Genomic DNA, 20,972 nt, shown 5'->3' on the forward strand with positions numbered 1-20,972 from the left:
ATAGCGTATAATTGTAACAAAATGCAATTTGCGCAGACTAATTACAAAAGACTAACTCTTAACATGAAAAAACTTTTACTTTTAACCTTCACCCTCGGGATATTTTTTACTGCACAGGCCCAATTTCCGGGCGGCTTTGGTGGTGGGGCCAAAAAAATTACTGTTACCGGACGTATCACTGCAACTATACTTGATTCAGTAACAAAAAAACCGATTGATTACGCAACGGTTTCATTAATTACCGTGAAAGATAATAAATCTGTAAATGGTGGAGTAACCGACGAAAAAGGAAAATTATCACTGCTAAATATTGCTCCCGATTCTTATAAACTGATGATCGGTTTTATGGGTTATAAAACAAAAACAGTTTTGGTAACCACAACGCCATCAAAGCCGGATAATAACATTGGGACGATTTATATTTCAGGTTCAGAAAATACCTTAGCTGATGTTCAGGTTCAGGGTACAAAAGCAGTTATCGAAAATAAAATCGACAGAATGGTGTACAATGCAGAGGCTGATGGCACCAACGCCGGTGGCGATGCAACTGACGTAATGCGTAAAGTACCGATGTTATCGGTTGATATGAATGGTAATGTGCAACTGCGTGGTGGTGCGGTTCGTGTGTTAATTAACGGTAAACCTTCTGGTACAATGGCAAGCAGCGTTTCTGACGCCTTAAAAATGATCCCTGCTGAGCAGATTAAAAGTGTAGAAGTAATTACCAGTCCGTCAGCTAAATATGATGCTGAAGGTTCGGGAGGTATCATCAATATTATTACTAAAAAATCGAATGCACAAGGGGTAAGTGGTACGGTAAACGCTTCAGCAGGCACACGCCAAAACAATGGGGCTTTTAACATCACGGCAAAAACAGGTCGCTTAAGTGTAAATGCCAACCTGGGTACAAACCTGGCTTATGCACAAAATTCGAGGGTAGTTATTGTAAACAACACTACGGTGATAGATCCCGTAGATAATACGGTTACGGCTAATAATGTATCGCAAGATGGTTATTCGAAATGGAGTCGTAAAGGTTACAACGGCAGTTTTGGCGCAGATTACGATTTTAATGCCTATAACAACATCAGTACAACCGTAAAGATGAACAGTTTCTCGAACGGAGGTCCGGGGGCAGCCAATTATATTATTAATGGCGCACCTGCCAACAATATCAGTGATATGGATATGACTTTCGATAACCTGGACTGGAACGTTGATTATAAAAAGACATCTAAAAAAGAAGGAGAAGAATTTAGTATTTCAGGTCAGCTTTCTACAGGTAAAACCCCACTGCACTTTAGCAATATTTTATTTTCAGACTTATACCCTAACGGAGCGGCAACATCAAGCTCGAATACCGGTAAGAACAAAGAATATACTGCTCAGACCGATTACACCTATCCATTTACCAAAAGCACTATTTTAGAGGTTGGTGTGAAAGGTATTTTCCGCGATATTTCGAGTACTTATGATAATGGTGGAGCACAGGATTTTGATTATAGCCAGAACGTGGCATCGGCATACGGGGTAATTAGTTTCGACCTGACTAAAAAAATTAAGTTTAAAGGAGGTTTAAGGGGTGAATACACAAAAATCGACTTCAATACCAGGGATAATGGAATAGAAACAAATGATTACCTGAATCTCTTTCCAAGTGCAATTATCTCAAGAACCTTAAAAGGAAATGCTACATTGAAATTGAGCTATAACAGAAGGGTTCAACGTCCAAGCCAATCTTATTTAAATCCATTCAGAAATACGAGTGATCAGTTTAATATCATGCAGGGTAACCCGCAATTGAACCCTGAATTAAGTGATAATTTTGAATTGGGTTATTCTACCTTTATCAAAGGATCGGTAATCAATGCCTCAGTTTTCTATCGTCGCACTGGCGGGGTTATTGAGAGCTCAATTTCTTCTACCAGAGATGGAAGTACCAACAAAACACTTACCTCATATTTAAACGTAGGTACGGCACAAACTTATGGCTTAAACGTTTTCGGGTCTTATAATCCAAAACCAAAATGGACTTTAATGAGTAATATCGGTTTAAATACTTATGAGGTATCAAATACCGCAACCAATGTAAGCACCGGTACTTTCCTTAACTATAACATTTTTGCCCGTTCTGCTTATGGGTTTGGTAAAGGATATAACTTTGAATTATTCGGCGTGGTAAATTCTCCAAGAAGAACATATCAGGGTAAAACAGATGCGATGATTTTTTATGGTGCATCATTCAAAAAGGATATTCTGAATAAAAAAGGATCTATCGGGATAAATACCTTGAACCCTTTTACAAAAGATCTTCATATCCAAACCGTAAACAACTCCATTACTTCTACGGGAACAGTTTTTCAGAGTCAAAACATTTACTATCCGTTACGTTCTTTTGGTGTTAACTTTAGCTACTCTTTTGGTAAACTTAAATTTACCGAGAAGAAAAAAATCAAAAACGACGATATCAAACAAGATCAGCAACAAGGTGGCATGGGCGGCGTTCAGCAATAAAAACCCAATCTATATATATCTTTTAAAAGTCTTTCCACTAACCCGGAAAGACTTTTTTGTTTAACACCTGAGTAAATGATGCCTTAAATGACTTAACAGGCCTCAGGTTTTACCTCAAAAGTTTTATCACCCAAACCACCTGAGCACACCTTAGTTTATCTATAATTTTCTTCAGGTTAATAAAGCAATTGATAAAATTGTTCCTTTAATACCATATTATTAATTTTTAAGGTCGTATTCCGGTTTTTTTTAAGGTATTCATAATATTTGTGGCTTTATGCGGTTTTATGAAGCTGTTATTTGCTTGTTTTTGCAGGATATGCAATTTGTAATGTAAAAAATACTTTAAATTCATTGCGCTAATCGCGTTTTATGCGTTTTTGTGTGGTTAAAAACTTATATTGCAATTAACTAACAAATCATTTACCCTAAATAATCCAGATATGAGAAAAATCTTTACCTCACTCGTTTTTCTGTGCATTTTACTTACCGGCCTTACCACATTGGCCCAGGTAAAAACCATAACAGGAAAAATAACTTCTTCTGATGATGGCGGTCCGTTGCCCGGAGTAAGTATAAAAATTAAGGGAACTACAACGGGTACCTCTACAGATGGAAATGGTAATTTTACGATACAGGCACCATCGCCTGCCGCAGTGCTTGTAATCAGCCTTATCGGATATAAAGCACAGGAAATTACCATTGGCAGTAAAACGACAGTTAATGCGGCCCTGGCTTCAGATGCGCAGGAATTACAGGAAGTAACCATTTCTACTGCTTTAGGTATTACCAGGCAGGTTAAATCACTAGGTTATGCCGCGCAAAGTGTTAGCAGCAGCGATTTAAACTATAACCACCAGCCCAACCTCCTTAATGCCTTACAGGGAAAAGTTGCAGGTGCTACCATTTCAAGTACTGGTGGTGGTCCGGGGCAGGGGGCAAGTATCCGCATCAGGGGCGTTAACTCCATCGATCCTAACATTTCAGGTGATCCTTTATACGTAATTGATGGAGTACAGATTGATAACTCAACCTCTACCGCCGGTGCCAATCCTGATGGAACAGCATTTGGCTCGAGAGGGGTAACCAACAGGGCTTCAGATATCAATCCCGAGGATATTGAAACCATCAATATTTTAAAAGGAGGTGCCGCTACCGCACTTTATGGATTAAGAGGGGCTAATGGCGTTGTGGTCATCACCACCAAAAGAGGCAAGCAAAACGGTGTTAGTGTTAACTTTAACAGCAGCTACGGCTTCGATCAGGTACTAAAATCGCCAGATGTGCAAACAGAATATACCCAGGGTGTTTTAGGTGTTTATACCAATCCGCCAGGTGGTATAGGTCCGGCTTGGGGTCCAACCATTGCCGAAGCAAAATTAATCGATCCAACACACCCTGATCAGTTATTCAATAATTACGACCGCGCTTTCGGTACCGGCCAGCAGGTTAAAAATTCATTGTCGGTAACAGGAGGAAGTGATGCCATTAAATTTTTCTCTTCCATTTCGCAGCTTTACCAAAAAGGGATGATGCCCAATACCGATAACAAAAATTTTTCCGGAAGGTTAAATACTGATTTCACCATTAGTCCGAAGTTTAAAGCATCGGTTAATATGAATTTCACCAATTCGGGTGGTTATACGTATAGTGCTGATCGTTTTGGAGAAGGTTTGGCCTATTGGTCGCCACGTTATGATGTTGCCGATTATCAGAACGCAGATGGATCTCAAAAATATTTAGGAACAAACAACCCGATATGGGGTACGGCCAACAACAAGTTTAAAGGCGATGTTAACCGGTTTATTGGTGGGGCCAGCCTGAGTTACGATGCTGCTAAATGGCTTAATTTTTCTTATCGTTTAGGGGTAGATACCTATGGTGATAACCGTGTGCGCACCGCCCGCGGACCAATGTATGCTACTGAAGCCATGTACGACAATGCGCAGGGTTTTTATGGCGAGTACAACACTAAATTCAGAACCATTAACAGCACTTTCGTAGCTACGTTTAATACAAAACTAACTGACGATATTACCGGAACGTTAAGGCTCGGACAAGAACTCTACGACCGAAAATCGAAAGAAGTAGGTACTTTGGGTAGTATTCTTGGCGTGTATAATTTCTTTAATTTAGCCAATGCCGGTGTATTAACCCCAACGCAAACGCTTAAACAAAAAAGACTGGTGGGTTATTTCGGAGAAGCGACTTTTGATTACAAAAATTACCTTTTCTTAACCATTACCGGAAGAAACGATATTACCTCAACACTGCCAAAAGCAAGCAGGTCATTTTTCTACCCTTCAGCAAGTTTAAGTTATGTATTCTCCGATCAGTTTAAGTTGCCTGCTGCCATTAGTCAGGCCAAGTTACGTTTGTCTTATGCCAGGATCGGTAAAGATGCATCCGAATATTCTACTTTTACAGGTTATACACCTTATACCGCTTTGCCAACCGGAACAGGAGGTTTAACCATTGCTCCGAATCTTGGTAACCCCGATCTCCGTCCAGAATTTACCAATACCTACGAGGCTGGTTTGGAAATGTCGTTCTTTAAAAACCGCTTAGGTTTCGATTTTACTTACTATTACTCATTAAGCAAAGATCAGATTATCCAGACACAGGTTTCTTCTGCAGTGGGTTACGTCACCAAATCGATCAATGCCGGCGATATCAGGAACAGGGGAGTGGAGCTGGTATTAAATGGCAAACCCATTGTATCAAAAGATTTCAGATGGGATGTAAACGTTAATTTTTCGGCCAACAGAAATATGGTGCTGAGCATGCCAAACGGGATATCGGAAATTGTATATGGCGCTGCAAGAGGTTATGGCAACGCCGGGGTAACCATGAAATTAATTAAAGGACAGCCTTATGGCAATATTTACGGCAGTTATTTTAACCGTTATTATGGAAGCACGCCTGAAGACCCGGTTGTGCTTGATAAAAACCTTCCATTGTTAATCGGCGCAAACGGTTTCCCGAGTATTTCGGGCGGAAAACAGAAACTTTTGGGTAATTCTCAGCCAAAGTATATTATCGGCATTGGTAACACCTTTAAATACAAGGATTTCAGTTTAAACGTATTGTTTGATGCCCGTTTAGGATTTGAAAAATACAACTGGCTGGAAGATTTTTATTCGGCTTTCGGATTACCGGATTATACTGCAGACAGAAGAACGGTGAAGGTATTTGATGGCGTATTGGCTAATGGTCAGCCAAACACAAAACCGGTTTATATGGGGCAGCGGATAGGTCCTGATGGTGTTGATTACGGTGAAGGATATTACCGCATTTACTACCGTAACGTTTCTGAGCCTTTTGTAAGCGATGCTTCGTGGGTACGTTTACGTTCGGCCAGTTTAACCTATAACTTGCCGGCAAACTGGTTGCCTGCCAAAGCAATCAAGAATGCTTCGCTATCGGTTACCGGAAATAATTTATGGTTGTGGACGAAATATTATGGTGTAGATCCTGAATCTAGTTCTTACGATTCGGGCAGTAATAACGATGGTTCTGCTGGTTTTACCTATCCATCTGCCCGTACAATCATGTTCACGCTTAATGTTGGTTTTTAAATAGAAATACGATGCAAAAAATTATAAAATATACATTGTGCTCAGCTTTAATTGCAACACTAGGCTTGCAAAGCTGCAAAGACAGTTATTTTGATTCACTGTCTGATAATCCGAACCAGGTACCGGTAGCTACATTAAGCACTTTACTGGCTACCTCAACCTATAAAGCAGCAAATAATAATTACTTCATCGGCAGCATTATTGCCCCTTACGTGCAGTACACGGCCAATCCGGCAGCCAATGGAGCTGGTGATACTTATCAGGCCATCGATTTTACGGCCACCTGGGATGCACTTTATTTTGCGATGGCCGATGCCAATGAAATGAAAAAACTGGCGGTGGCACAAAGCTCAAGCGAATATAAAGGCGTAGCCGATGTGCTTATTGCCTATAACCTTACGCTGGTGAACGATTTGTGGGGAGATGTTCCATTTTCGGAAGCTTTTAACATCAATAACCTGACGCCGAAGTACGATAAACAACAGGATGTTTACAATCAGGCCATAGCACTTTTAGATGAGGCCATTGCAGAACTCGCTAAAACAGATGCAACCGTTAAACTGGCGCCAACCAGCGATTTAATTTATGGCAAAAGTACAACTGAAAGGGCAAACTGGTTAAAAATGGCATATGCTTTAAAAGCCAGGTTATTAAATAAGATTAGTAAAACAAGTGCTTATAATCCAACAGCTGTATTGGCAGCGCTCAGTAATGCTTTCACCACAAATGCAGATGATGCCAGTATGGCAACTTTTAAAGAGCGTAATCCATGGGCCAACGTTGCGCTATCAAATTCGCAGCAATCGTTGGGAGGCTGGCTTTCTGAACAATTGATCGACGCTTTAAATGGCACAACATTTAACGTTTTTGATCCCCGGATAGAAAAGATCACCGATAAAACCGTAAATAACATTTACATCGGAACGGTAAACGGTGCAGGTAACAGATTGCCAGGAGCAAATACCACAAAGGATGAATGTTATATTTCGAGAAACTCCCCCTGGACCAGCGATACTTCACCGATATTCATCGTTACCTTTGCTGAACTAAAATTTATAGAAGCTGAAGCTTATTTTAATACCGACAAAACCAGGGCTTATGCCGCATACCTTGCCGGTATAAGTGCCAATATGGATAAGTTTCAGGTTACTGCAGCAAATCGTGACGCTTACCTGGCAAATCCGGTAGTTAATGTTGGAGCCGCTGCTTTAACCAAAGATCTCATTTTTAAAGAAAAGTATATTGCAACCTACTTAAATCCCGAAGCCTGGAATGATGCTCGTCGTTACGATTATAAGTACAAGGATTTTACCCTGCCTGTTAACAAGGCACTTCCTGATTTTATCCGCCGTTTAGATTATACCCAGGGTGAAAGAAGTAAAAACGGCAATAACGTTCCTGTTGATGTGCCAAGAACAACCCGTTTGTGGTGGGATCAGTAAGATAAAGCTAATGGCGTTTGGCGGAGAGCGTTTAATATACTTTTCGCCAAATGTTATTTGCCAAGATTATCCGCTCACCCCCATACGCTTAGCGCCAAACTATATGATAAATGAAAAAAGTATTATTTTTCCTGCTGCTTCTATTCTCTGCCTCCAAGATATTCGCCCAGTCTTTTAGCTTAAAATCTGTTCTATCTTATCCCTTTCCTACACAATTAGTGGCATCGACCATTGATTCTAAAATTGCCTGGGCAGCGAACGAACAAGGAAAAAGAAATATTTATATCGCTCAGGCGCCAGATTATAAGGCCGTAAAAATTACAGATTATACCGAAGATGACGGGCAGGAATTAACCAGCTTATCTGTTTCTGCTGATGGAAAATGGATTGTATTTGTGCGTGGCGGAGATCATGGCGGGCGAGATGGTGGTCCGGTTAATGCAAACTCATCGCCAATAGCGCCGAAAGTGCAGGTATTTAGCGTTCCTTTTGAAGGTGGTAAAGTAGTGGCTTTAGGTGAAGGCGATAATCCGGTAATTTCGCCTAATAGCGACCAGGTTATTTTTGCTAAAAGTGGTCAGATAATGATTAGCCCGGTTGACGGAACATTGGCCGCTAAAAATTTATTTTATGCCAAAGGGATAAACGGTGCTTATAAATGGTCGCCGGATGGAAAGAAGATTGCTTTTATTTCTAACCGTACAGATCATTCTTTTTTAGGGATTTACAGCGACCAGCAAACCCCGGTTAAATGGTTGTCGCCTTCGTTTTCTAAAGATAATACTCCCGTATGGTCGCCCGATGGAAATGATATTGCATTTATCAGAACGTCCGGGGTTGGCGGTGAAACAGATTCGGTTTTAACCAGAAAACATCAGCCCTGGGCCATATGGACGGTTAATGTAAACACAGGGAACGGAAAACAAATCTGGAAAGCGCCCGAAACTTTTCGGGGTTCGTTTCCTTCTATCGATGGTGGCGCAAACTTATTGTGGGCCAATGGAAAAATCATTTTTACTTCTTATGAGGATGGCTGGCCACATCTTTATGCCATCAATCCGGACGGATCAAAGCGGTTGTTGCTTACACCTGGCAATTTTGCAGTGGAGAATATTAAGTTAAGCACTGATAAAAAGATACTGGTTTTTGCGGCTAACGTAGGAAATGATAAGGATGATCTGGATAGGCGCCATATTTATAAGGTTTCGGTAGATAAAGCAAATTTGGAGTCCTTAACTTCGGGAGATGGCATAGAAGCTCACCCCATTATTGCAGCTGATAATCAAACTTTTTTCTGTTTAAGTTCTACTGCCGAAAGGCCACTTTTACCAGCTTTAATTAATAACAAAAAACTAAAACTGATCGGCGAATCGCTTATCCCTGAAGATTTTCCGTTAAAGGATATGGTTGTCCCTAAACATGTAAGCTTTAAAGCTGCTGATGGAAATACCGTTTATGGTCAGTTGTTTTCACCAAAAAAAGCACTTAGAAACCACCCGGCAATTGTTTATGTGCACGGTGGACCGCAACGGCAGATGTTTTTAGGCTGGAACCCGATGGATTATTATTCGATAGATTATGCTTTAAATCAGTTTCTGGTTAATTTAGGTTTTACTGTGCTGTCTGTAAATTACCGATTGGGAATTGGCTATGGTTATGATTTCCATAAACCTGTGCGTGCAGGAGCGCAGGGCGCATCAGAATATCAGGATATTAAAGCTGCCGGCGAGTGGCTGGCTGCACAGCCCAACATCAACAAAGATAAAATCGGGATTTACGGCGGTTCTTATGGCGGATATTTAACTGCATTGGCCCTGGGTAAAGATTCTAAACAGTTTGCTGCCGGAGTAGATATTCATGGCGTTAACAATCGGTTTACAACTTTAGATCAGGAAGGACGAAAACCTGCACCAGATGCAGCACTTGCTGCAAAAATTGCCGAAGAATCATCACCGGTTAGTTATGTAAACACCTGGACTTCCCCCACCTTGATTATCCATGCTGACGACGACCGTAACGTTGCCTTTAATCAAAGTGTCGATCTCGTTAATCGTTTTGAAGATAAAAAATTTGATTTCGAATTTCTGGCCATCCCGGATGATACCCATCACTGGATGAAGTTTTCTAATGGTTTAAAGGTAAGCCAAGCAACTGCTGATTTTCTTAAAAGAAAGTTGATGGATAAAAAGTAAATATAACCCGTCATCTCCGACTAAAACGGAGAGATCTGCCAAGATTAATTTCTTGGCTACTCTGCACTTCGTTACCAATCATGCTATTTATTAATCCATTAATAATAAGTGATTAATTCGTCGCTGGCATTTCCACCCAGCTAGGCCATTGCATTGTGTTCCCGTTTTACTTAAATCCGGCCTAACAAATTTTTCGGGCTCCACCGACCAAGCCAACTTACCGGCTTCAAAAGAAAAATTTTCAGCCGGCGTTTTATTAATAAGCTGTTTATCTTTTTTATTTGCATTAATGAGCTCGGCAAGCCTCGGTTTTGGTTCTTTTTGACGCCAAAAAGAAGGAGCCCTTCGGCGGCGGCGAGCCGAGAAAAGATCGTGAAGATGGGGAAAAAGATAATTCCCAATGTTCGGTAGAAAGATCTACCTAAATAGATTTCCCGGCTTCGTTGCACTCTGCCCGAAATGACGATAACTGCAAGGAGTGACCCCTCGAAGACGATAACCTACTTAACTCTTTTTAATCCTTTTTAAAACCATTAAACTCAACGGATTAAAAGAATAGCCCGAAATATTGTTCTGCAGCATCACAACCGATTGATCATAAAATAAGGGTACAACTGGCGAGTAATCCATCACCATCTGATCCATTTTACGGTAGAGCTCGAAGCGTTTTTCGTTATTTGTTTCGTAATAACTTTGCTCAAAAAGCTGATCAAATGCCTTGTTGTAAAAAGCCGTATAATTTGGCCCGTAAGGTACTTTGTTTTTGGAATAAAACATCGAGAGGAAATTTTCTCCATCACCATAATCGGCCAGCCATGAGCCACGGAAAAAGTTTACATTGTTTTTCGACATTAAATCCCTTAAACTGGCACTCGGACTTACATCTATTTTAACTTTAATGCCAATAGCCGTTAATTCGCCCTGAATAAATTCAATCAGATCTTTATAAGTGGTTGTGGTGTTTAAGGTTACCTCGGGCATACCTTTACCTTCAGGAAAACCTGCTTCTGCCAGCAATTGCGCGGCAAGTTTAGGGTTATAGGCATATCCATGTACAGCCAGACTATCAAAACCAGGCATTCCCTTAGGGATAAAACCGGAGGTTGCGGCAACACCAATGCCGTTTCTTAAATATTTGATTAGCCTGTCGCGGTCAATTGCATAATTAATTGCCTGTCTGATTTTTCGCTGTCTTAACGGCGATTTTTTAACAATAGAAAGGTTCGTATCCACCAATATTCCAACATATTCCGTACACAAATAAGGACTTTTCGTCAGCGTAAACTTTCCCTTATATTTCGAAGTCATCTTGCCGCTTTTAGTAAGAATATCATCGCGGTAACTTCCATCCACATTGTAATAAAAATCCAGATCCTTTTTCAGGAAACTCATAAAGCCACTTTGCTTATCGGTTATAAATGTGGCTTTTACTGCATCAAGGTAAGGCAGAGCTTTCCCTTTTCCATCCTTTTCAAAATAATGCGGGTTTTTCAAAAGCACCAATATTTCACCTTCTTTCCAATACTTAAAAGTGAATGGGCCGGTACCTATCGGATGGCTTCTGAAATCCTTACCATAATGTTCTACCACTTCTTTGGGTACTACCGAACAATATTGCGTGGTAAGCAAACTCATAAACGGCGGAAAAGGACGAACCAGTTTAATCTGGAAAGTAGAATCGTTTATAGCAATAAAATTGTTTTTATCTTTCACCTTATCACTAAAAATCCATCCGCCCGATGAAGCCACTTTTGGATCAATCAATCGGTAAAAACTATACACAAAATCGCTGGCGATTACTTTTCGTCCCTTTCCGTTTTTAAAAATCGGATCGTCGTGGAAAAAGACATCATTACGCAGGTTAAAAGTATAGGTTAGCGCATCATCCGAAACCTGCCAGCTTTTGGCAACGCAGGGAATGGTTTGAAGGGATGAATCGATCTGTACCAGTCCGTTAAAAATCTGGTTGGTCATCCAGATGGCGTTCTGGTTGCGCGCAAAGGCTGGATCGATAGAGGTTAAACCCTGATCGAGGTTGATGTTGAATACTTTTTTGTCTTTATGATCATTATTTTCCTTGCACGAAAAGACTAAAATGACACAAAAAATCCAAAATATATACTTAAATGAGCCTCGCATGCGATCAGGAATGTTATTTTTGCACAAATTAATAAATTTAATGCAGATGTCTTTTTTAAACGATTTATTTATTGGCCTCGATGCTGCTAAACAGGAAGAATTACAGGAACGTTTAGATTTAGTGGAGCACAAAATTAAATTTATGGATAAAATGCCCGTGGCCTGTCTGGATACCAGCAATAATCCGGGTTATTTTTTGTCTGAAGAAATTGCATGGGCAGGCGGCATGTTAGAAACTGATATTTTAAGCGCTGTTTTCATTATTTATTATCAGCCAGGCAAAACCCTTACCGATTTGATGCGCGAAGTACCTTCTGTATTGGATGCCGATTGGCCAGCCGTAAAAAATAACCGCATTATTTTATTAAACGATGATGTAGAACGCGAAAGAACGGCCGAAAATGCAGTTTCCTTAATAGAAGATATTGCCGAAATGTTACATCCGGGTTCATTTATTTTCGGCCATGAAGGCGATAAGTGGATCAGGTTTGAGGTTTAAGGGGGATGTAAGATGGAAAATGTAATAGGTAGGATGGATGATGGAGGATGGAAAAGGTAATATGGAAAAGGTAAGATGGAAAATGGATGATGGGGCTGCAACCTTCCAACATTTCAACCTTCCAACATTTGAATTTTTTAATATTTAGTGCTTGCGCTCGTTTCCAAACGAGTGCATAAATAGCCATACGATTTTATCGTTAAAAAATGACATTCGTTTTAATTCGCCAGGTGGGTTTCCAACTTTAAAACATTTGAACATCGCTTCTCAACCTTTAAACCTCTCTAATCTGGTATTCCTCTATTTTCCGGTAAAGCGTGGTTAAGCCAATACCCAATAACCTCGAAGTTTCAGTTTTATTTCCTTTCGTATGAATAAGCACCTTTTGAATGTGTTGTTTTTCAATTTGTTGCAGGTTATAATCGTTTTCTATCGGTGCAAATTCGAAAAATTCAGGAGGAAGGGCAGTTGCGCTTAATGTATCACCATCTGATAAAATAACCAATCGCTCGATCACGTTTTTGAGCTCGCGGATATTTCCTTTCCAGCTGTGATCGCTTAGAATGGACAAAATCTTATCATCCATTTTTGGTGTTGAGCGGTTTACCTTATCTGCAAATTCTTTTAAATAATGTTTCGCTAAGGCAGGGATATCGGCTTTACGCTCGCGGAGCGGTGGCAGCACAATAGTAAAAACCGAAAGCCGGTAATAAAGGTCAGACCTGAATTTCCCTGATGCGGCATCTGCTTTTAAATCTTTATTGGTGGCGGCTAAAATCCGAACGTTTACCTGTTGGGTTAAGGTATCGCCCACTTTTATAAAAGTCTGGCTTTCCAGTACGCGTAATAATTTTGCCTGCAAATCGAGGTTCATTTCGCCGATTTCATCAAGCAGTAAGGTGCCGCCATTGGCTTCTTCCAATAAGCCTTTTTTATCTTTATTGGCACCGGTAAATGCACCAGCTTTGTAACCGAATAATTCACTTTCCAATAAATCAGGACTAAAACCACTGCAGTTTAAGGCTACAAATGGCTTTGCAGCTCTTGGGCTTTCATAATGAATGGATTGAGCAAAAACCTCTTTCCCCGTTCCGGTTTCGCCTAATAAAAGCACGGTAGTATCGGTTGCACTTACCTTTTTAGCCAGGTCAATGGCTTCTTTTAAGGTTTTTGATTGACCAATAATGGTTTCGAAACTGTGCTTTTTGGCGATTTTGTTTTCCAGATCAGAAACCCTGCGCTGCAGGTTCGATTTATCCATTGCCTTATATAAAAGCGGAATAATTTTATCGTTATCATCACCTTTAACGAGGTAATCAAAACCACCGTTTTTAATGGCTAAAACACCATCGGCAATGGTTCCGTAAGCAGTAAGGTTAATAATTTCTACATAGGGTTTTATGGCTTTAATCTCTTTAACCAGCGCAACCCCATTTACATCAGGCAACTTTACATCACTGATGACAATGCTAACATCATTGTTTTTAAGTAATTTAAGTCCTTCTTTTCCAGTGCCGGCCTGTAAGGTTTTAAAACCTTCAAGTTCTATAATCCTGGAAAGTAAACTGCTGATTTTCTTTTCATCATCGATGATGAGTACCATGCCATTCATAGGTAAAAATTATGCTGCAATATTAAGTATAAAAATGACGAAAGTTAACTGTATATTGGGTTAACTGATTAATTGTTTAAATCGGTTAATTGCGAAACGCTGCATACCAAACTCAAAGCTGCTTAGTTGCGCCTATTGCTCAATCGATATTCACGTTTGATTATTGCAATTTTGATTATTGGTTATTTGAGTTGAATAACTGTCTTTATAGCTAAGTTGAACTATTGTCTTAGGACTATAGACTCTATTTCCCCGGTCTGTGTCCTCACAGAACGGAAGAAAAAGAGCGGGGTGGTCTGTGGAGACACAGACCACGGGACGATGGACTTAGGACTATAGACTCAAGACTAAGGACTAAATTGTACCTTTTTCGTTTCCGTGGCGTTAATTAAAAGCTTTTTAAGCATATTTGATGTGCAAAACAAATACTATGTTTAAAAGATTAACGGCAATATTCATATTATGCTTTCCTGCAATATTTTGCACTGCCCAACAGGTACGTCCGGCAAAATCTGCGGAGATTTACAGAGAACTCAAAACCTTAAAACACCTGCCAAAGGTTTTATATTTAGCTGCCCACCCCGATGATGAAAATACAGGTTTATTATCATGGCTTATCAACGATCAGAATGTAGAAACGGCTTATTTATCGCTTACCAGGGGTGATGGTGGACAAAACCTTTTGGGTACCGAACAAGGTGCAGCTTTGGGCTTGATCAGAACGCACGAACTTTTAGAAGCCCGCAGGTTAGATGGCGCACAACAGTTTTTTACCCGGGCCATCGATTTCGGTTTCTCAAAAAATACCAATGATACCTTTAAGCAATGGGATGCCGATAGCATTACGGCGGATGTGGTTTGGGCGATCAGAAAATTCAGACCGGATGTGATTATCTGCCGTTTTCCTCCAACTGCTGCAGCTGGTCATGGACAGCATGCTGCTTCTGCTGTGGTGGCAGAAAAAGCTTTTAAAGCTGCTGCCGATAAAAATATTTTCTCTAACCAACTTAAATATGTTTCGGTTTGGCAACCAAAAAGGTTATTGTGGAATACTTTTAGGTTTGGCTCAGTAAATACCACAGCCGAAAACCAATTGAAAGTTACCGTTGGTCAGTACGATGCGCAATTGGGCATGGGTTATGGCGAACTGGCTGGCTTAAGCCGGAGTTTGCACAAAAGTCAGGGTGCAGGAACGCAATCGGTGGCGGGTGTACGCTCCGAATATTTTACACCTGTTTTAGGCGATCCGGCTAAAAGAACATTATTTGATGGCTTAAGCCTCAATTGGTCTGATAAAGGCATTGGAGATATCGACGAACTGATTGATATTGTATTATTATCTTTCAATTACAACCAGCCCGATAAGAGTTTGCATGGACTGCTGATGTTAAGAAAGAAAATTGCCGAATTACAAGATCCTGCTTTAAGAAAAGATAAACTGGCCGCTATCGATCACATCATTTTAAGTTGTGCAGGTTTTATGGGCGAAGTGGTAACCAACCAGCCCGAAGCCATCGCAGGCAACGGATATAATTTTCGTTTAAACTTAATTTCGAGATCGGCTACTCCGGTAACTGTAGAAAGTGTAAACTGGTTAAATCAAACCGATAATTTAAACAGAAATCTATCAAGCGATTCACTAATTACCATAGAGCGTAAAATCCAGATTCCTGCAGATGCGGCACCCACTGAACCATATTGGCTCGCCAAACCCGCAAAAGACGCCGCAACTTTCAGCGTAGCCAACGATACTTTAATTGGATTACCAGAAATGCAGTCGCCGCTCAATGTGTTGTTATCATTAAAAATTGAAAGTGAAAAATTTGCCGTACGCTTACCTTTATCCTATAAAAAGCTAGATCCCGTTAAAGGCGATGTGGTAGAAGCCCTGCGCATTATCCCACCACTCGATTTAAGTTTTGCTGAACCTGTTTATTTCGCCAGGGAAAAAGAAGCACTAAGTGTTACGCTGCGCTTAAAGGCAAATAAAAATATCAATTATGGCAAAGTAAGTTTCAAGATCGGTAACCAGGTAATAAAAACTTTTCAGGGAATCAATCTACCCGAAAATACCATTACCACCAAAGATTTCCTGATCCCGGCTGAAGACCTGGCTAAAATAAAAGCAAGCCAGAACAAGCTTGAAGCTGTTTTCTCGTCAGAGGCAAATGAATATTCGAGAGGGCAGGTGTTGATTCAGTATCCGCATTTACCAACCTTGCAATATTTTGTTCCGGCGGCTACCTGGTTAATTAAAGGTGATGTAAAAGTGTTGGCCAAAAAAATCGGGTATATTGAAGGTGCCGGCGATTTAATTCCCGAATTTTTAAGACAGGCAGGTTTACAGGTAGATGTATTAACCGAAGCTGATATACTGAATGCCACAAAATTAGCTAGTTATGATGCGGTTGTAACCGGAGTTAGGGTTATTAATACCGAAAAACGCATTAAAAACTGGCAAACCGCTTTGCGTGCTTATGTAGAAAACGGCGGAACGATAGTAATGCAATATAATACCACGCAGGATATGGCTTTACAGGATTTCGGAATTTATCCGTTCTCTATCGGAGGCAAAAGGGTAACTGAAGAAAATGCCGAGGTTAAATTTTTAAATCCAAACCATAAATTGTTAAATTATCCAAACAAAATTACTGCTGACGATTTTAAAGGCTGGGTACAGGAACGAGGCGCTTATTTCCCTGATCAATGGGATACTAAATACGAACCGCTTTTCGAAATGCACGATACGGATGAAGAACCACTTCAGGGATCAACGCTTTATGCAAAATATGGTAAAGGAAATTTTATTTACACACCTTTAGCCTTTTTCAGGCAGTTGCCTGCAGGTAATGTTGGTGCAGCCAGGTTGTTTTTTAACTTTTTGTCGGCCGGCAAGTGATACTATCACTCAAAAAATAACTAATTTTTATTAAATTTGATATATGGATACCATTAGAATTAACATATTAAATCCAAAAGCTACTAAACTGTTAAAAGACCTGGCAGCTTTAAATCTTATTTCTATTCAAGATGTTTCCAAAAATGGATTTGCAGAAGTATTAAAAAAATTGCGCGCCAAATCTAAAACCGTCCCTACATTCGAAGAGATAACTAACGAAGTAGAATTGGTTAGATCTAAGCGCTATGCAGAATCGGAAAAGTAGAATTATTCTTGATACGAATCTTTGGATTAGCTTTCTGATCACAAAGGACTTTTCAAAGCTTGATGAAATCATATTCTCTAAAAAGAGCACTTTAATTTTTAGTCAGGAATTAATAGAAGAATTTCTTGAGGTAGCTAAGCGTCCAAAATTTAGACGTTATTTTGTTCAAACAGATATAGAAGATTTACTGGAAACTATAGATGAATATGGCGAATTCATTATGGTCAAATCTAAGATTAATGTTTGCAGAGATGGGAAGGATAACTTTTTACTTTCACTTGCGGTTGATGGAAAAGCTGATTTTTTATTAACTGGTGACCAGGATTTATTAATTTTAAAAAAGATCGGCAAAACAAATATTTGTACAATTTCGTCATTTTTTGAAAAAAAGACTGTTAAAGCGAAATAATCATTTTGCAATCCTGGTCATAAAAGTATCATTCCTAAAAATGAAAAATCAATTTAAAAAATGGAATACCTGGTACATATTACTCGCGCTGGCGCTGTTGTTCCAGATCGCGTTTTATTACCTCTTTACTAAATTCTGGGCATGAGTAATATCGATTGGGCAGTATTGATATTTACTTTGTTCGCTGTAGTTGCTTATGGCGTTTTTATTGGTCGTGGGCAAAAAAGCAATGCTTCGTACTTAAAGGCCGATAATAAAATGCCCTGGTACATTGTGTTGCTGGGTATTATGGCTACACAGGCCAGTGCAATTACTTTCCTATCAGCCCCGGGCCAGGCCTATACCGATGGCATGCGCTTCGTGCAATACTATTTTGGTTTGCCATTGGCCATGATTGTAATCTGTATTACGTTTATCCCGATTTTTCAGCGCCTGAATGTTTATACTGCTTATGAGTATCTGGAGAACCGGTTTGATAAAAAAACAAGGGTTTTAACCTCACTGCTTTTTCTTTTTTCCCGTGGTTTATCAACGGGGATCAGTATTTATGCCCCTAGTATTATTCTTTCGAGTGTTTTAAACTGGAATATTTATTTAACCAACATCCTAACCGGTGGAATACTGTTGATTTACACTTATGTTGGTGGCGCCAAAGCCATTGCGCATACACAGAAACTTCAGTTTTTAATTATTTTGGGTACCATGGCTTTTGCCGGATACCTCCTGGTGCAGAACATGCCCAATGGAATTGGTTTTAAAGATGCACTTTATTTAGCGGGCAAATCGGGGAAGCTAAATGTAATTACCACCGAATTCGACTGGAAAGATAAATACAACATCTGGAGTGGTTTAATCGGAGGTTTTTTTCTGGCACTTTCTTACTTTGGAACAGATCAGAGCCAGGTGGGGAGATATATTACTGCAAAAGACAATACCAATGCAAAAATGGGACTGCTCCTAAACGGATTGGTTAAAATCCCGATGCAGTTTGCCATCCTGTTGATTGGAGCCTTATTATTCGCTTTTTTCTCTTTAAAACCTGCGCCCATATATTTCAACGAACGATCTTACCAATATTTAAAAGAAACCCAACCTCAGCAGGCTGCAGCTTTTGAAAAGGAACACAATACCCTGGAGCAGAAATTTAATGCACAATCCAAACATATTTTGGAAGAAAAAGAAAAGCAATCTCCATCTTTAAATAACTTGATAGCAGATTTTAAGTTAACCCAAAAACAGGTAAAAGAATTGCATGGCAGGGTAGAGGAAGCCATCAACAAATCGAATTACAATGCTGAAAAAACAGATACCAACTATATCTTTTTATACTTTGTAAAAAATACGCTCCCCGTTGGGATGATCGGATTACTTTTTGCGGTGATCTTTTTGGCCAGTTGGGGTTCAATTTCGGCAGCGCTGAATTCTTTGGCTGCATGTTCTTTAAAAGATGTACACCTTATTTTTGGTAAGAAAGAAGTAGACGACGAAACCGAATTGAAATATAGCCGACTGCATACCCTGGCCTGGGGTATTTTTTCTATAGCTGTAGCCATGTTTGCTACGCAAATGGGCTCGCTGATTGAAGCGGTGAATGTTCTGGGTTCACTTTTTTACGGACCGATACTGGGGATTTTCCTGGTGGCATTTTATTTTAAAAAAATAAACGGAGCATTGGTATTTATCGCGGCAATCCTCTCAGAAATAGCGGTTATCGCGGTTTACGAATTTGATATTGTTTCCTTTCTGTGGCTAAATGTGATCGGTGCTTTTGCCGTAATTTTATTCTCAGTATTGGGCCTGTTATTTTATCAGCCTAAAAACGCAATTAGCAAATCGCTTTAATTTTTACTTCCGGAAGATATTTGCCACTTAGTTGCATAAACAAAATTCGATACCTTTATTTTAACCAATTAAATAAATTAACGAATATGAACAACGCCTGGGTTGACCGGTGGAACGACCGTTACAGTACCGATGAGTTTGCTTATGGCGAACAGCCGAACAATTATTTAAAAGAACTATTAAAAAAAACTCAATTCCGGTAAAATACTTTTTCCTGCCGAAGGTGAAGGTCGTAATGCTGTTTTTGCAGCCAAACAGGGTTGGGAGGTTTCTGCCTTTGATATTAGCACTGAAGGTAAAAACAAAGCCCTCCGGCTGGCAGAAAATAATCGGGTGAGCATCGATTATCAGGTTGGCGAATTACAAGACTTAAATTATAAAGAAGAACAATTTGATGCCATCGCCCTGATTTATGCACACTTCCCGGCCGCAATTAAATCTGCTTATCATAAATTACTCAGTGCTTATTTACGGAAGGGCGGCATCGTAATTTTCGAAGCCTTTAGTAAAAATCACCTCGATTACCTCGCCAGGAACGAAAGTGTTGGCGGACCGAAAGAAATCGACATGCTGTTTTCTGTTGAGGAAATAAAATCAGATTTCCCTGATTACGAAATTATTATTTTAGAAGAAAAGAAAATTGAACTGAATGAAGGTTTGTTCCATAACGGGCAAGGTTCGGTAATCAGGTTTGTAGGTCAGAAAAAATAAAAAATCTACTTTGAAATAATAAAGCGTTTCTAACGTTTTTAGACACTGGGATTATAGTTTTATTCAACCTAAAGCCATAAATTCGTAAAATCAAAAACAACAAAAACAGATAAATATAATTCTATGAAAACGATGATTAAATCAATCGCGTTGCTATTTACAGCAATTACCGTTTCTGTAAGTGCAATGGCTCAAGATGCTCAGCCAAAGCCAAGTCCTGCGGCTACCGCAACCGGAAAAGTGAAAGGCGCAACCATCACCATCAACTACAGCAGTCCTGCAGTAAAAGGACGTAAAATCTGGGGCGGCCTGGAAGCTTTCGATAAAGTATGGCGTGCCGGTGCAAACGAGGCAACTACTTTCGAAACTGATAAAGATATTGTGGTAGAAGGTAAGCCTTTAGCAGCCGGAAAATACAGTTTCTTCTTAATCCCTAAAGAAAGCGGAACCTGGACAGCAATTTTTAACAAAGAACCTAAGCAATGGGGCGCCTATAAATACGAAGAAGCAAAAGATGCTTTACGCGTAGAAGTGAAAACCAAAGCATTAAAAGCTACACAAGAGCGCTTGGTTTATAAAATTACCAAAAGCGGTTTCTCTTTGGATTGGGATAAAATCTCAGTTCCGATTACCATTAAATAATAAAGAAATAAATTTATTTAGAGCCGTTGCGATGTAAAATCGGGACGGCTTTTTTTATTGATTGTTAGTCGGGATTTGGAATCCCGTCTAAATAACTCAGGATTTGTAATCCTGCTAAAAGGTAAAACCTGATCATAAACTCAGAATATTAGTAAGGACCGGATTGCAAATCCGGACCAGCAATGGAATAGAATTGTAAAGAACCTAACACATAATATCTACTTCACA

13 protein-coding genes are annotated in these 20,972 nt (G+C 39.8%); 11 read left to right on the top strand and 2 right to left on the bottom strand.

Features of this window, described 5'->3' with window-relative positions:
• The first annotated feature begins 63 nt into the window (after positions 1-63).
• The 4 genes from ACTJKC_RS04510 to ACTJKC_RS04525 all read left to right on the top strand — a co-directional run bounded on the left by ACTJKC_RS04510 (position 64) and on the right by ACTJKC_RS04525 (position 9,726).
• Positions 64-2,514 (top strand): TonB-dependent receptor domain-containing protein, encoded by a 2,451-nt coding sequence (locus ACTJKC_RS04510; RefSeq protein WP_440790468.1) that lies wholly within the window; start codon positions 64-66, stop codon positions 2,512-2,514.
• A 443-nt stretch (positions 2,515-2,957) separates the two neighbouring features.
• Complete coding sequence (locus ACTJKC_RS04515) at positions 2,958-6,092, top strand: SusC/RagA family TonB-linked outer membrane protein (RefSeq protein WP_440790469.1); 3,135 nt, start codon at positions 2,958-2,960, stop codon at positions 6,090-6,092.
• Positions 6,093-6,103: 11 nt separating this feature from the next.
• Positions 6,104-7,534 (top strand): SusD/RagB family nutrient-binding outer membrane lipoprotein, encoded by a 1,431-nt coding sequence (locus ACTJKC_RS04520; RefSeq protein ID WP_440790470.1) that lies wholly within the window; start codon positions 6,104-6,106, stop codon positions 7,532-7,534.
• 110 nt (positions 7,535-7,644) lie between these two features.
• The gene (locus ACTJKC_RS04525) at positions 7,645-9,726 is read left to right on the top strand and encodes a S9 family peptidase (RefSeq protein ID WP_440790471.1); all 2,082 of its coding nucleotides are present in this window, start codon (positions 7,645-7,647) and stop codon (positions 9,724-9,726) included.
• A gap of 504 nt (positions 9,727-10,230) precedes the next feature.
• On the opposite strand, the gene ACTJKC_RS04530 is transcribed toward ACTJKC_RS04525, so the two are convergent.
• Positions 10,231-11,865 carry an ABC transporter substrate-binding protein gene (locus ACTJKC_RS04530; RefSeq protein WP_440790472.1) on the bottom strand — a complete coding sequence of 545 codons (1,635 nt, stop codon included), beginning with the start codon at positions 11,863-11,865 and terminating at the stop codon, positions 10,231-10,233.
• A 46-nt stretch (positions 11,866-11,911) separates the two neighbouring features.
• Between ACTJKC_RS04530 and ACTJKC_RS04535 the strand changes: the two genes are divergently transcribed.
• On the top strand, positions 11,912-12,364 hold the full coding sequence (locus tag ACTJKC_RS04535; protein WP_440790473.1) for a hypothetical protein: 453 nt from the start codon (positions 11,912-11,914) through the stop codon (positions 12,362-12,364).
• 274 nt (positions 12,365-12,638) lie between these two features.
• Here the strand turns inward: ACTJKC_RS04535 and ACTJKC_RS04540 are convergent, their stop codons facing one another.
• The gene (locus ACTJKC_RS04540) at positions 12,639-13,976 is read right to left on the bottom strand and encodes a sigma-54-dependent transcriptional regulator (RefSeq protein ID WP_440790474.1); all 1,338 of its coding nucleotides are present in this window, start codon (positions 13,974-13,976) and stop codon (positions 12,639-12,641) included.
• A 430-nt stretch (positions 13,977-14,406) separates the two neighbouring features.
• Here ACTJKC_RS04540 and ACTJKC_RS04545 point away from each other — a divergent pair, with 430 nt between their 5' ends.
• From ACTJKC_RS04545 to ACTJKC_RS04570, 6 genes are all read left to right on the top strand, one after another.
• Positions 14,407-16,875 carry a PIG-L family deacetylase gene (locus ACTJKC_RS04545; protein WP_440790475.1) on the top strand — a complete coding sequence of 823 codons (2,469 nt, stop codon included), beginning with the start codon at positions 14,407-14,409 and terminating at the stop codon, positions 16,873-16,875.
• 43 nt (positions 16,876-16,918) lie between these two features.
• Positions 16,919-17,140 carry a hypothetical protein gene (locus ACTJKC_RS04550; RefSeq protein ID WP_440790476.1) on the top strand — a complete coding sequence of 74 codons (222 nt, stop codon included), beginning with the start codon at positions 16,919-16,921 and terminating at the stop codon, positions 17,138-17,140.
• Positions 17,121-17,549 (top strand): putative toxin-antitoxin system toxin component, PIN family, encoded by a 429-nt coding sequence (locus ACTJKC_RS04555; RefSeq protein WP_344848713.1) that lies wholly within the window; start codon positions 17,121-17,123, stop codon positions 17,547-17,549. The genes ACTJKC_RS04550 and ACTJKC_RS04555 overlap by 20 nt, the downstream gene beginning before the upstream one ends.
• Before the next feature lie 141 nt (positions 17,550-17,690).
• On the top strand, positions 17,691-19,391 hold the full coding sequence (locus ACTJKC_RS04560; RefSeq protein WP_440790477.1) for a sodium:solute symporter: 1,701 nt from the start codon (positions 17,691-17,693) through the stop codon (positions 19,389-19,391).
• 204 nt (positions 19,392-19,595) lie between these two features.
• The gene (locus ACTJKC_RS04565; protein ID WP_440790827.1) at positions 19,596-20,102 is read left to right on the top strand and encodes a class I SAM-dependent methyltransferase; all 507 of its coding nucleotides are present in this window, start codon (positions 19,596-19,598) and stop codon (positions 20,100-20,102) included.
• Between the two features lie 123 nt (positions 20,103-20,225).
• Positions 20,226-20,744, top strand: a complete 519-nt coding sequence (locus ACTJKC_RS04570) for a DUF2911 domain-containing protein (RefSeq protein WP_440790478.1) — start codon at positions 20,226-20,228, stop codon at positions 20,742-20,744.
• Positions 20,745-20,972: the final 228 nt, after the last annotated feature.

Origin of the sequence: Pedobacter sp. 22226 (assembly GCF_052045455.1) — a bacterium.
GTDB lineage: Bacteria > Bacteroidota > Bacteroidia > Sphingobacteriales > Sphingobacteriaceae > Pedobacter > Pedobacter jeongneungensis.

Coding starts and splice junctions, on each gene's coding strand:
- ACTJKC_RS04510 (WP_440790468.1), top strand. CDS start 64: ATGAAAAAACTTTTACTTTTAACCTTCACCCTCGGGATATTTTTTACT.
- ACTJKC_RS04515 (WP_440790469.1), top strand. CDS start 2,958: ATGAGAAAAATCTTTACCTCACTCGTTTTTCTGTGCATTTTACTTACC.
- ACTJKC_RS04520 (WP_440790470.1), top strand. CDS start 6,104: ATGCAAAAAATTATAAAATATACATTGTGCTCAGCTTTAATTGCAACA.
- ACTJKC_RS04525 (WP_440790471.1), top strand. CDS start 7,645: ATGAAAAAAGTATTATTTTTCCTGCTGCTTCTATTCTCTGCCTCCAAG.
- ACTJKC_RS04530 (WP_440790472.1), bottom strand. CDS start 11,865: ATGCGAGGCTCATTTAAGTATATATTTTGGATTTTTTGTGTCATTTTA.
- ACTJKC_RS04535 (WP_440790473.1), top strand. CDS start 11,912: ATGTCTTTTTTAAACGATTTATTTATTGGCCTCGATGCTGCTAAACAG.
- ACTJKC_RS04540 (WP_440790474.1), bottom strand. CDS start 13,976: ATGAATGGCATGGTACTCATCATCGATGATGAAAAGAAAATCAGCAGT.
- ACTJKC_RS04545 (WP_440790475.1), top strand. CDS start 14,407: ATGTTTAAAAGATTAACGGCAATATTCATATTATGCTTTCCTGCAATA.
- ACTJKC_RS04550 (WP_440790476.1), top strand. CDS start 16,919: ATGGATACCATTAGAATTAACATATTAAATCCAAAAGCTACTAAACTG.
- ACTJKC_RS04555 (WP_344848713.1), top strand. CDS start 17,121: ATGCAGAATCGGAAAAGTAGAATTATTCTTGATACGAATCTTTGGATT.
- ACTJKC_RS04560 (WP_440790477.1), top strand. CDS start 17,691: ATGAGTAATATCGATTGGGCAGTATTGATATTTACTTTGTTCGCTGTA.
- ACTJKC_RS04570 (WP_440790478.1), top strand. CDS start 20,226: ATGAAAACGATGATTAAATCAATCGCGTTGCTATTTACAGCAATTACC.